General features: G+C 70.4%; 9 protein-coding genes. 7 read left to right on the forward strand and 2 right to left on the reverse strand.

Features of this window, described 5'->3' with window-relative positions; genetic code table 11:
- The first annotated feature begins 1 nt into the window (after position 1).
- From G5B46_RS13085 to G5B46_RS13105, 5 genes are all read left to right on the forward strand, one after another.
- The gene (locus G5B46_RS13085; RefSeq protein ID WP_165259226.1) at positions 2-2092 is read left to right on the forward strand and encodes a response regulator; all 2091 of its coding nucleotides are present in this window, start codon (positions 2-4) and stop codon (positions 2090-2092) included.
- Complete coding sequence (gene cheB, locus G5B46_RS13090; RefSeq protein ID WP_346764918.1) at positions 2089-3162, forward strand: chemotaxis-specific protein-glutamate methyltransferase CheB; 1074 nt, start codon at positions 2089-2091, stop codon at positions 3160-3162. Before G5B46_RS13085 ends, cheB begins: the two co-directional genes overlap by 4 nt.
- A complete protein-coding gene (locus tag G5B46_RS13095; RefSeq protein WP_165259227.1) occupies positions 3159-4808 on the forward strand; it encodes a response regulator in 1650 nt (549 codons plus the stop codon). The genes cheB and G5B46_RS13095 overlap by 4 nt, the downstream gene beginning before the upstream one ends.
- The gene (locus G5B46_RS13100) at positions 4805-6619 is read left to right on the forward strand and encodes a response regulator (protein ID WP_165259228.1); all 1815 of its coding nucleotides are present in this window, start codon (positions 4805-4807) and stop codon (positions 6617-6619) included. The genes G5B46_RS13095 and G5B46_RS13100 overlap by 4 nt, the downstream gene beginning before the upstream one ends.
- A gap of 176 nt (positions 6620-6795) precedes the next feature.
- Positions 6796-7458 (forward strand): M23 family metallopeptidase, encoded by a 663-nt coding sequence (locus G5B46_RS13105; protein WP_165259229.1) that lies wholly within the window; start codon positions 6796-6798, stop codon positions 7456-7458.
- Positions 7459-7580: 122 nt separating this feature from the next.
- On the opposite strand, the gene G5B46_RS13110 is transcribed toward G5B46_RS13105, so the two are convergent.
- Complete coding sequence (locus G5B46_RS13110) at positions 7581-8564, reverse strand: isoaspartyl peptidase/L-asparaginase (protein ID WP_165259231.1); 984 nt, start codon at positions 8562-8564, stop codon at positions 7581-7583.
- Between the two features lie 91 nt (positions 8565-8655).
- Between G5B46_RS13110 and G5B46_RS13115 the strand changes: the two genes are divergently transcribed.
- Positions 8656-9357: a hypothetical protein gene (locus G5B46_RS13115; protein WP_165259232.1), complete on the forward strand. Its 702-nt coding sequence runs from the start codon at positions 8656-8658 to the stop codon at positions 9355-9357.
- A 47-nt stretch (positions 9358-9404) separates the two neighbouring features.
- Entirely contained in the window at positions 9405-10106 is a 702-nt protein-coding gene (locus tag G5B46_RS13120) for a hypothetical protein (protein WP_165259234.1), read from the forward strand.
- A gap of 55 nt (positions 10107-10161) precedes the next feature.
- Here the strand turns inward: G5B46_RS13120 and G5B46_RS13125 are convergent, their stop codons facing one another.
- Complete coding sequence (locus G5B46_RS13125; RefSeq protein WP_240903461.1) at positions 10162-13008, reverse strand: TIM-barrel domain-containing protein; 2847 nt, start codon at positions 13006-13008, stop codon at positions 10162-10164.
- Positions 13009-13025: the final 17 nt, after the last annotated feature.

Raw genomic sequence — 13025 nt, forward strand, 5'->3', positions numbered from 1 at the left:
CGTGCCCGACATCCGGCGACAGCTTCTGGCGGCGTTCGACCTTGAGCACCGCGAGCACCTCCAGGCGATCCGCCAGGCCATCGCGGCCGGCGGCGAGGTCGACACGCGCGAGATCTTTCGCCGCGCCCACAGCCTGAAGGGCGCGGCGCGGGCGGTCGACCTGCCGGCCGTCGAGGAGAAGGCGCACGCGCTGGAAAGCCTGTGCGCCGAACTGATGGACGGCTCGCGCGCCCTCGACGCCCAGACCGTCGCCGTGCTGGAGAACCTGCTCGACGCGGTCGAGGACGCCGCCAGCGCCGCCTACGCCCCGCCCGCGCCCAAGCCGGCGGCGGCCATCGCTCCCGTGGCGGACGAGGCGGTGGAGTACGTCCGTATCGACGTCGAGGCGGTCGCGGGCCTGTCGCGCGCCATGCAGACCCTGTCGGGCGACGTGCTCGACCACGGGGCCGTCGACGAGGACCTGCGCCGCCTGGCCGCCGAGGCGCGCAAGCTGGAACGCCGCTGGCGCGACACCCGCGGCGCGGCGACCCGGGCGCGCGAGGTCGAGCAGGGCCTGAAGGACCTATCGCGCGCCCTCAACGAGCTTTCGGTGCGGCGGGTGCGGGCCGGCTGGGCCCTGGACCAGGGTCTTTCCGACCTGCGCGGCCGGGTCGAGGAGATCAGCCAGGCCCCGGCCGAGACCGTGTTCGGCGGCTTCGCCTCGATGGTCCGCGACATCGCCCGCGACGCCGGCGTGCCGGTCGACGTGCGGGTCACGGGCCTGGAGACCCGCGCCGACCGCCGGGTGCTGCAGGCGCTGAAGGACCCGGTGATGCACCTGCTGCGCAACGCCGTCAGTCACGGCCGCGAGACGCCGCAGGCCCGCGCCGCCGCCGGCAAGCCCGAGCGCCTGACGGTGGTCATGGCCGTCTCGGCCGCATCGGGCCGGCTGCGCATCGAGATCGCCGACGACGGCGCCGGACCCGACCTGGCCAGGCTGGAAGCCGCGGCCGTCGAGAAGGGCCTGATGCCCGCCCGCCAGGACGGCGCCCCCGCCCCCACGCCCGAGGAACTGCTGGCTCACGCCTTCGCGCCGGGCGTCTCCACCGCCCAGGGCGTGGATCGCCTGGCCGGACGCGGCATGGGCCTGTCGGTCGTGGCCGAGGCCGCGCGCAAGCTGCGCGGCGACCTGCGCCTGACGGCCGGCCGTCCCTGGGGCGCGCGGGTGGTGCTGTCGACGCCGCTGTCGGCCGCGCGGCAGTCGCTGTTGTTCGTCGACATCCAGGGCCGCCAGGCCGCCCTGCCCTCGCTGGGCGTGCGCCGACTGTTGCGCCTGGACGCCACCGCGCTGGAAACGGTGGAAGGACACCCGGCTGCACGGATCGCCATCGACGGGGACGACGTTATCGTCCCAATGGTTCCGCTTTCCGCTCTCCTGACCGGCGTCGCCGCCGAGGTTCCCGTCCATGCCGGCGCGGTTTCCGCCGTGCTGCTCAGCCATGGCCGCCGCCATGTGGCGCTGGCCGTCGACGCCCTGTGCGACGTGCGCTCGGCCATGGTCGAGGACCTGGACGCCGACGACCTGGACGCCGACCTGATCGCCGGCGCCGTGCAGCTGGACGACCAGGCGCCCGCCCTCGCCCTGGATCCCGACGCCCTGGTGCGCCGCTGGCTGCGCGATCAGCGCCAGCTGGCCGCCGGCGGCCTGGGCTTCGCCGAGACCGCCGACGACGCGGACGAAGCCGCCCGCACCATCCTGGTGGTGGACGACTCCATCACCACCCGCACGCTGGAAAAGAGCATCCTGGAAGCCCAGGGCTATCGCGTGCTGCTGGCCGTCGACGGCCTGGACGCCCTGAACCTGCTGCGCTCGGGCCAGGCGATGGTCGATCTGGTCGTGGCCGATATCGAGATGCCGCGCATGGACGGCTTCTCGCTGCTGCAGGCGGTGAAGGCCGACGCGGCCCTGGCCGCGACGCCGGTGATCCTGATGACCTCGCGCGCCGACGCCGCCGACGTGCGCCGGGGCCTGGACCTGGGCGCCGAGGCCTACATCACCAAGCAGAAGTTCGACCAGCGCGAGCTGCTGGCCGCGATCGGGCAACTGCTGTGAAGGCCTCGGGCAAGCCCGTGCGGGTGATGATCGTCGAGGACTCCACCGTCGTGCGCGTCCTGCTGACCCACATCGTCGAGCGCGACCCACGCCTGACGGTGGCGGCCGCCGTCGCCTCGGCCGAGGAGGCCCTGGCCTGCATCGCCAGCGTCAGGCCCGACGTGATCTCGATGGATATCCGCCTGCCCGGCATGGACGGGCTGGAGGCCACGGCGCGGATCATGTCGGACCATCCGACCCCGATCGTCGTCATCGCCGACGCGGTCGAGGACGCCTCGCTGAAGATCTCGATGAACGCCCTGCGCGCCGGCGCCCTGACGGTGGTGGAAAAGCCCGTGGGTCTGGCCACCGAAGGCTATGAGCAGCTGGCCGACACCATCTGCACCCAGCTTTTCATCATGAGCAGCGTGCCGGTGATCCGCAGACGAGCCATCGGCGGCGGAGCCCGCGCCCCGCGTGAGGCCGCGCCGATCGCCAGCGCCGCCGACTTCCAGGACCTGGGCTATCTGGCGCTGGCCGCCTCGACCGGCGGGCCGCCGGCCCTGGCCCGGGTGCTGGACGCCCTGCCCGCCGACTTCCCCGCCCCGGTCCTGATCGTCCAGCACATGGGCGCGGCCTTCATGGAAGGCTTTGCGAGCTGGCTGGACAGCCTGTCGCCGATCCGCGTGGCGGTGGCCAAGGACGGCGAGCTGGCCCTGCCCGGACGCGCCTATGTCGCCCCTGGCGACCGCCACCTGACCCTGACGCCCGGCGGCGTGCTGCGGCTGTCGGGCGCCGCGCCCGTCAGCGGCCAGAGGCCGTCGGCGACCGTGCTCTTTCAGTCGCTGGCGCGGTCGGTGGGCTCCAGAACCGTGGCCGCCCTGCTGACCGGCATGGGCGAGGACGGTGCCAAGGGCCTGGCCGAACTGCGCGCCGCCGGCGGCTTCACCATCGCCGAGCACGAGAGCAGCGCCGTGGTCTACGGCATGCCCGCCGCCGCCGTGAAGCTGGGCGCGGCCCGCGCCGTGCTCACCCTCGACCTGATCGGCCCGCGCATCGCCCAGCTGGCCCGGCGCAGGGAGGACGCATGAGCGCCTCGGTCCTGGTCGTCGAGGATTCCGAAACCCAGGCCCTGCGCCTGCGCGGCCTGCTGGAAGCCGAGGGCTTCTCGGTGTCGTGCGCCACCAGCGGCGAGGCGGCGCTGGAGCACCTGAACGCCCACCTGCCCGACCTGATCGTCGCCGACTTCCACCTGCCGGGCATGGACGGACGCGAACTGTCGCGCCAGATCCGCCTCAACGGCCGCACCCGGGCCCTGCCGGTGCTGATGCTGACCGGAGCCCGCGAGAGCGACCTCGAACGCCAGGGCCTGGAAAGCGGCGCCGACGCCTATGTGGCCAAGTCGGCCGATCCCAAGGTGGTGATCGTCCGGCTGAAGGCCCTGCTGCGCAGGGCCAGGGCCGAGACCGCCGCCCCCAAGGCCTCAGAGCCGTTCCGTCGGGCCAGGGTTCTGGTCGCCCACCCCAGCGCCACGCTGCGCCTGCGCCTTGGCCACCTGCTGGAGCATGACGGCTACGAGGTGGCGACGCTGGAGCGGCTGGATCCCGACGCTGCGGTGCTCGACGGCGAACTGGACGGCGTCATCGTCGGCGTTCGCGGCGGCGACCGCGACGACCTGGCCGCACTGGCGGCGCTGGACGCCCGTCGCGCGCGGCTGGGCGCGCCGTTCCAACTGCTGGCCTTCGGCGGCGAGGAGACCGACCGCGACCTGCTGACCGACGCGCTGGAGGCCGGGGCCGACGACGTGGTGCCCGCCTCGGCCAACGACGAGGTGGTGCGCGCCCGGGTCCGCGCCCAGCTGCGCCGCAAGCTGATGGCCGACGAGGCCCGCCGCAGCGCCGGCGAGGCCCGCGCCCAGGAACTGGCGCTGGCCCGGGCCGAAGCCCGCGCCGCCGTCGCTGACGACCTGGCCAGCGCCAACCGCCAGCTGAAGGACGCGCAGGGCCAGCTGGTGCAGGCCGCCAAGATGGCCTCGCTGGGCGAGCTGGTCGCCGGCATCGCCCACGAGATCAACAACCCCCTGGCCTTCCTGCTGGGCCACCAGGACACGGTCGAACGGCTGATCGCCGCGGCCGCCGAGGAAAGCCCCTCTCCCGGCCTCGACAAGGCCAAGGCGCGCCTGGCCTCGATGCGGGTGGGCATGAAGCGCATCCAGGACCTCGTGCTGAACCTGCGCAAGTTCTCGCGCCTGGACGAGGGCGACCGCCACGTGCTGGACGCCGCCGACTCCATCGAGACCGTGCTGGCCCTTTTGACCCACAAGCTGGGCGACGGCATCGAGGTGCGCCGCGCCTACGCCGCCCGCAACACCCTGGAGGGCTCGCCCGCCCTGCTGAACCAGGTGGTGATGAACATCGTCGGCAACGCCGCCGACGCGCTGGAGGGGCCGAGCGGCGGTCGCGGCGTCATCGCCATCACCACCCGCGACGAGGGCGGCGACTTCGTCATCGTGGTCGAGGACTCCGGCCCCGGCGTGCCGGCCGACCTGAGCGACCGGATCTTCGAGCCGTTCTTCACCACCAAGCCGGTCGGCGCCGGCACGGGCCTTGGCCTGGCCATCGCCTACAACGTGGTGCGCGCCCACGGCGGCTCGATCGCCGTCGACAAGGGCGACCTGGGCGGCGCGCGCTTCACCATCATCATCCCGCCACCTGCCACCGACGGAGAAGGCCGATGAGCGCCTCCGGGGGCGAGCGTCCGACGATCCTGATCGTCGACGACGAGCCCGACATCCTGGTCGCCCTGGAAGACCTGCTGGAGGACCGCTACCGCGTCCTGACCAGCAACGCCCCCGGCAAGGCCCTGGACATCCTGGCCCAGGAGCCGGCCGTCGCCCTGATCCTGTCGGACCAGCGGATGCCGGGCCTGACCGGCGACCAGTTCCTGGCCGCCGCCCGCTCGATCAGCGACGCCGACTCCATCCTGCTGACCGGCTATGCCGACCTGTCGGCCGTGGTCTCGGCCCTGAACCTCGGCGGCGTCAGCGGCTACATCGCCAAGCCGTGGGAGCCCGAGGCCCTGCGCGCGGCCGTCGCCGCCGGCGTCGAGCGCACCCGCCTGCGCCGCGCCCTGCGCACCGAGCAGGCCCTGCTGCGCGGGCTGATGGACAGCATCCCGGCCGTCATCGCCTTCAAGGATTCGCAAGGCCGGGTGGTTCGCACCAACGCCTCGCAGCAGCATGCCTTCGCCGACGCCCCGCAGGCCGCCGAGGCCCTGGCCGCCGGCCAGCCGGTGCAGGTGGTGGAGGAAGAGGCCACCCTGACGGGGCCGGTCTGGACCGAGCGCCAGTACGTGCCGCTGCGCGACGAGGCCGGGCACCTGCTGGTCATCGAGCGCGACGTCACCGACCAGAAGATGGCCGAGATCCGCCTGCGCCAGGCCGACAAGCTGCAGGCCCTGGGCACCCTGGCCGGCGGGGTGGCGCACGACTTCAACAACCTGCTGACCGCGATCCTGGGCAGCCTGGAGCTGGCCGGCCGACGCCTGCCGGACGCCGAGAAGGTGCGCCGCTATCTCGACAACGCCAGCCTGGCGGCGCGCAAGGGCGCGGCCCTGACCCATCGCCTGCTGGGCTTCAGCCGCCAGCAGGAAAGCCAGCCCAAGGTGGTCGACGTGGCCGACACCCTGATGGGCATGGACGCCATCCTGGTGCGCACCCTGGGCGGCGCGGTGCGCATCGCCTGGGACCTGCCCGCCGACCTGTGGCCCGCGCATGTCGAGCCCGACCAGCTGGAACTGGCCGTGCTGAACCTGTCGGTCAACGCCCGCGACGCCATGCCCGGCGGCGGGGTGATCTCGATCAGCGCCCGCAACCTGGCCATGGCCGGCCCGACCTCGCGCCACGACCTGCCCGACGGCGACTATGTGCTGGTCACCGTGCGCGACACCGGCGAGGGCATTTCGCCCGAACTGATGGCGCGGATCTTCGAGCCGTTCTTCACCACCAAGCCCGTCGGCAAGGGCACCGGCCTTGGCCTGTCGATGGTCTACGGCTTCGCCCAGCGTTCGGGCGGGGCGATCGACATCGAGAGCCAGCCCGGCGAAGGCACGGCGGTGAACCTCTATCTGCCGCGCGGCTCGGGCGACTGCGGGCCGGGGGAAGACTGCCGGGAGGTCGAACAGGCCCTCGACAAGCAGCCTTCGCGCAGCGTGCTGGTCGTCGACGACGATCCCACGGTGCGGGCCGTGACCGTGGCCATGGTGCGCGACCTGGGCCACCGGGTGATCGAGGCCGAGGACGGCGAACAGGCCCTGCGGCGCGTGCGCCAAGCCCGTCCCGACCTGATGATCGCCGACTTCGCCATGCCCGGCATGACCGGCCTGGAACTGGCCCGCGCGGCCAGGGACCTGTCTCCCGGGCTGCGCGTGATCCTGGTCACCGGGCATGCCGACGTGACGCCCGAACGGACGGACCTGTCGATGGTGCGCAAGCCCTTCGAGAACAGGGAACTGGCCGACCGCATCCGTTCAGTCCTGGCCGGCGCGTAAGTCGACACTCAAACAATGTTCGATTGAATCTCAAGCTTCCAGCTTGAGCATAACCAAGCACATGCGCGTCGACCTGACGCAGCAACCCTGCCTTTTCATCGCCTTATCTGAATGGTTAACGACGCCCGTGGCGCGCTGAACGCCCCACGACGCGAAACGATCCATAGGATGGCGAAATGCATTTTCCGGCGCTGAAGAAGCTTCCTCCCCAGGCGCGGATCGCCCTGGGTCTGACGGTGCTCTTCGCGCCGATGGCGGGTCTGGCGATGGAAAGCCCGCATGCGAACCGCTCGGCGCGGCCGGCGGTGCAGACGCTGCTGAACAGGCTGGACGAGACCCCGCCCCAGCCCGTCCGCATGGAAACGGTGTGGAAGGGCGCTGACGTCGACGGCGACGGCGCGGCCGACTTCGCCAACCCCACGGGCGCGGCCCCGCGCGAGCACGACGACTTCGGCGACGGCGCGTTCGGCGCCCGCCGCGACGGCGGCTCCCGCAAGCACGAGGGCGTCGACTACGTCGCCGTCGCCGGCCAGGCGGCCAAGGCCCCGATGTCGGGCTACGTCACCAAGATCGGCTACGCCTACGCCGACGCGCCGGACCTGCGCTTCATCGAGATCACCAATCCGGCCCTCGGCTATGTCGCCCGGGCCTTCTACGTCGATCCCGGCGTCGAGGTCGGCCAGACCATCCGCCTGGGCCAGGTGATCGGCAAGGTGGCCAGCCTGCAGAAGCACTATCCCGGCATCACCGACCACGTGCACCTGGAAGTCATCAAGCCCGGCGGCCGGCGGATCAACGCCGCAGCGCTGATCCAGCCGAAGCTGGTGGCGGCGGCCTAAAACCCCTCTCCCCGAAGGGGGAGGTGGCCGCGAAGCGGTCGGAGGGGGAAGGATTTGCGGAGGCGGAGTTCAACTTCCCCCTCCGTCGCCTTCGGCGACACCTCCCCCTTCAGGGGGAGGGTCTATTTGCTCTCGTCCGCGTAGATCGCCGTGCCGCGGCCCTTGGCGCTGGCCCAGCCGCGGTACATGCCCGAGCTGTTCATGGGGAAGGCGACCTCGCCCTTCCCGTTCATGGTGATCATGCCGCCGTCGCCGCCGATGTCGCCGATGGCCTTGATCGTGGCCTCGCCGGCGGTCTTGAGGTCCTCGCCCTTCCAGGCGATGCGGGCGCAGACCTGGTGGGCGGCGCTGGTGCGGATGAAGTATTCGCCAGAGCCCGTGGCCGAGACCGCGCAGACGCCGTCCTGGGCGTAGGTCCCCGCGCCGATGATGGGGCTGTCGCCGATGCGGCCCCATTTCTTGCCGACCATGCCGCCGGTCGAGGTGGCTGCCGCCAGGTGCCCCTTGGCGTCGATGGCGACCGCGCCGACCGTGCCGTAGAGGTGGGTCGGATCGAGGGCGGCCTTCTGCTTGGCGCGCCAGGCCTCCAGCTGCTTCCAGCGCTCCTCGGTGCGGAAGTAGCTGGGATCCACCTGCTCCAGGCCCTGTTCGACCGAGAACTTGTCGGCGCCCTCGCGGGCCAGCATCACGTGCGGCGACTTCTCCATCACCGCCCGGGCCAGGCTGATCGGATGCTTCGTACGGGTCACGCCCGCCACCGCGCCGGCCTTGAGGGTCGCCCCGTCCATGATCGAGGCATCCAGCTCGTTCTTGCCGTCGGCGGTGAAGACCGCGCCCCGGCCGGCGTTGAACAGCGGATTGTCCTCCAGCACCTTCACGGCGGCCTCGACCGCGTCGAGGCTGGAACCGCCCTTTTCCAGCACCTCCGACCCTGCCTTCAGCGCCGCGTCGAGGCCGGCGCGATAGGCCGCGTCCTTCTCGGGCGTCAGGCTGCCCCGGTTGATCACCCCGGCCCCGCCGTGGATGGCCAGCGACCAGTCGCCGGCGAAGGCCGGCGCGGCGGTCAGCGAGGCCGCGAGCGCGGCGGCGGCGATGAACTTGGACATGCGACTCTCCAGAGGATCTCGGCGCGATAAGAGCATCTTCAGGGCCGTGTTTCACTGGCGCTAAAGGCGAAGCTTGCCCTAGGTTCGCGCCATGTCCGCCAGCGACACGCCCTCGACCATCGACTTTCCTTTCGCCCGCCGCCTGTCGTGGCGGCTGGCCGTCGCCAGCGTGGGCGTCACCATGTGGGCCCTGTTCGCGCCACGCCCCTACGCGCTGGTGATCGGGCTATGCGCCCTGGCGCCGTGGGTCGCCGTGATCCTGATCCGCCTGCGCCCCGAACTTTCGCTGCTCGGCGGCGAGCGAAAGGCCGGCGCCGAGGAACTGGCCATGGCCTGGGCCGCGCCCGCCACGGCCCTGTTCGTACGCAGCCTCGACCACGACTTCCTGAACCCCGCGGCCCTCATCGTCGCCTCGATCCTGCCGGGCGCGGCCCTGTGGACGGCGATGCGGCTCGCCGACCGACGCCGGCAAAGCCGCACGACCATGATCTGCAGCGCCCTGGTCGCCGGATTGTGGGGCTGGGGCGTGCTGGCCTACACCGACGTGGCGTTGAACCGCGGCCGCTTCGAGATCGCCACCGGCCAGATCACCAACATGGCGCTTTCGTCGCGGGAGCAGGGCCTGATGGACGTCGTCGCGGTCATCGACGGCCGCCAGCGGTCGTTCGACGACATGCCCGTATCCGGCGCCGTCTACGCCTCGCACCACATGGGCGGGACGGTCTGCCTGGAAATCCACACGGGCCTGCTGGGCGTGCGTCACGCCTACGCCAGGGCCTGCCCCCTGTTGTGAACTGGTTTCACTGGCGCTTAAGGCGAAGCTTGCCCTAGGGTCGCGCCATGATCGATCATTCCATCCGTCGCATCGGCCCGAAACGGCGCTCGCTGGTGGCGGCCGGCTGGCTGGCCGCGTGGTCGGTGCTGGTGACCGTCTGGCTGATGTTCAAGCCCTGGCCCTATCCGCTGGTCGTCACCCTGGCCGCCTTGACGCCCTGGACGGCGATCTGGCTGGCCAGGCGCGACCTGGGACTGTCTTTGTTCGAAGCCCACGACCGGCCGGGTTCGGGCAATCTCACCATGGTCCTGTTCGCGCCCAGCTTTGCCTTGGGCGCCACGAGCCTGGACCAGCACTTCATCGATTTCGGGGGCCTGCTGGCCGCATCCGCTGTCCTGGGCGCCGTGCTCTGGACCGCGCTGCTGACGGTCGAAGTCCATGGACGGAGCTGGACGGCCATGGCCCTGGCCGCGGGCCTTTCCTTCTTGTGGGGCTGGGGCGTCGTCACCACGGTCGACCTGCTTGTCTCACGCAACGACTTCACGGTCGTCGAGGGCGTGGTCGAGAACGCGATCTGGCCCAGCCGCAGCAGCCCCAGCCTCGACGTGAGCGCTACGGTGAACGGGCGGCGCGAGGCGTTCGACAGCCTGAACGTGACGCGCGGCGTCTATGCCCTGCACCCCGTGGGAACCTCGATCTGCATCGAGATCCACAAGGGCCTGCTGGGCTCGCGCCACGCCTACGCCGTCACCTGCCCGCTGGTCTGAAACGACGAAGGGCCCGGCGTCGCCGCCGGGCCCCGTTTCAGGCATCGATGCGGCCCTACTTGCGGGTCAGCACCACCGGCTGGCCGTCGTACTCGACGGTCAGGTCGGCCGCCGCGTCGAAGTCGGTCGGCTTCCCGCCCTTGCCGATGAAGCGGACCTTGAAGGTGCGCTTGTCGACCATGCCCTTGAAGCCGCCCGAGCGGGCGCCGATGGTCACCCGGCCGCTGGCGTCGTCGTAGGAGATCGGCGTGCGGGCCCAGGCGCCGCGGGCGTAGCCGTTGGACAGGCCGTCGTCTTCGTAGAGCTCGTACTTGCCGTCCTTGCCGGTGAAGATCAGCAGGGTGATCGGCGCATCGGGCTTTTCGCCGACATACTGCTGGACGACCGTGGTCGGCACGATGGCGCCGGCCTTCACGAACAGCGGCATGCGCGAGAGCGGCGCGTCGGCCTTGACGCTCTGGCCGCCCTTGAAGGCCTTGCCGGTCTCGAAGTCGTACCAGGTTCCGGCCGGCAGGTAGACGCTGCGCGAACGGGCCTTGAAGGCGGTGACCGGGGCGACCAGGAAGTCCTGGCCAAACAGGTACTGGTCGTCGACGTTCCTGGCCTTGGCGTCGCCGGGATAGTCCATGACGAGGCCGCGCATCATGCTGCCGTCGCGGTGATAGGTGTCGGCCGCCAGGGTGTAGACGTAGGGCATCAGCCGGTAGCGAAGCTCGTCGTACCAGGCCAGCGACTTGTAGATATCGGAGCCTTCGTCGGCGAGTTCGTAGATCTCGCGGAACGGCAGCTCGCCGTGGCTGCGGAACAGCGGGCTGAAGGCGCCGAACTGGAACCAGCGCAGGTTCAGCTCCTGCCACTCGGCCCAGTGGGCCGGGTCCTTGGTCTCGTAGCGCTTCTCGACCGAGAAGCCGCCGATGTCGGTGGTCCAGTTGGGGATGCCCGACATCGACAGGTTCACGCCGGCCGAGATCTGGTCGCGGAAGTCGTCCCAGCGGGCCACGACGTCGCCGCTCCACACCGCCGAGGCGTTGCGCTGCAAGCCGCCGAAGCCCGAGCGGGTCAGGATGAACGGCCGGACGTCGGGGTTGTCCTTGATCTCGCCCTCGTAGACGCCGCGGGTGTGCTCCAGCGCATAGCTGTTGAAGTACTCCGCGCCGGGGCCGAGCGCCGTCGGGCTCATGCGCAGGGTGCGCTCGGGCACGTCGACGTTGGAGTGCAGGTCGGGCTCGGAGGCGTCCATCCACCAGGCGTCGACGCCATAGACCTTGAGGTCGCGCTTGACCTGCTTCCAGTAGATGTCGCGCGCTTCTTGGCTATAGGGATCGTAGAACGAGTTCAGGTAGCCCGGCCCCACCCAGTCAAGCGCGCCCTGCTCGATGTTGCGCTTGTACATGTGGCCCTTGGCGTCCAGCTCCTTGAAGTTGTCCGTGGTCGGATAGAACTTCGGCCAGATCGAGATCATGAAGTGGGCGTTCATCCCGTGGATGTCGTCGACCATCTTCTGCGGGCTGGGGAAGCGCGTTTCGTCGAACTTGTGCGTGCCCCACTCGGGATCTTTCCAGTAGCGCCAGTCCATGACGATGTTGTCGAGCGGCAGGCCGCGCTTGCGGTACTCCTTCACCACGCCGACGATCTGGTCCTGGGTCTCGTAGCGCTGGCGCGACTGCCAGAAGCCGTAGGCCCAGCGCGGCATCATCACCGCCGAGCCCGTCAGGTCGCGATAGCCGGCGACCACCTGATCCAGGTCCTCGCCGCCGATGTAGTAGTAGTCGATGGCCTTGCCGACTTCCGAGGTCAGCTGCAGCGAGTGACGGTCGGCCGCGGGCATCGGGTCGTTGTGCAGCAAGCCGATATAGCCGTCGTCGGGCGTCCACTCGACGCGCACCTTGTGCTTCTTGCCCGGCGTCAGCTTGGCGTCGAAGTTGTGATACCAGGGGTTCCAGTTCTGGCGCCAACGGTCGATGACCAGCTGCCCGTCCAGCCACACCTTGGCGTAGCCGCTGGAATAGAGCTTGAAGTTGTGCTCGCCGGCCTTGTCGGTCTGGACGAAGCCTTCCCAGGTCACCGTCTGGCCCGGCAGGTTCTTCTTGGCGGCGTCCTGAAGTTCGGCTGGCCAGTTCGGCAGGTCCTTCAGGAAGCGGTAGTCGATGTCCTTCTCGACCCGCGTCACCTTGAGCTGGCCGTTCTGGTAGTATTTGGCCGTGAAGCCGCCGGCCTTGCCGTCGGCGTCGAAGATCTTCAGGTCGCGCGAGGCGACGTCATAGGGGATCGGATTGCCGAACCGGGTGATCGAGTTGTTGTCCCACAAGAGGCCGTAGCCCTTGGACGACAGCAGCATCGGCACGGCGATGGCGCGGTTGTACTGCAGCAGCTCCACGTCGCGGCCATTGTAGTTCATCTGGCCGTTCTGTTGCTGGCCAAGGCCGTAGAAGGCCTCGTCCGTGCCCAGATTGAACTGCTGGCGGACGCTGTAGAAGTCCTGCCCCTCGACCTTGACCGGCGTGAAGGCGCCGCGGTCGCGCTCGGCCAGCACCTTGCGGCCGGCGGCGTCGAGGAAGTCGACCGTGCCGTCCATCAGCGAGACCTGGGCGGTCGCCTTGGCCGTCTTCAGCGTCAGCACCCCGCCCTTCTCGTCGACCGTGAAGCCGCCGGTCACGGGCTTGGCCGTGACCATCAGGCTGGGCGGGTTGTCGAAAGTGTCGGTCGGCGAGGCGGTCACGTGAATGATCCGCTCGCCCATCACCTGCAGCCGCACCTTCTTGGCCGGGCCCGAAGCGGGGGTCACCACCACGCCGTCGGCGGTCTTCTCGAACCCGCCGTCGAGGGCGAAGGCGCTGGTCGAGGCCAGCAGGGAGAGGGCCAGACCCGCGGCCAGGCCGCCGCCCCGATAGATGCTGCGCATGTCGTTCTTCTTCCCTG

It is taken from the genome of Caulobacter sp. 602-2 (assembly GCF_011043625.1).
In the GTDB taxonomy this organism is placed as follows: Bacteria; Pseudomonadota; Alphaproteobacteria; order Caulobacterales; family Caulobacteraceae; genus Caulobacter.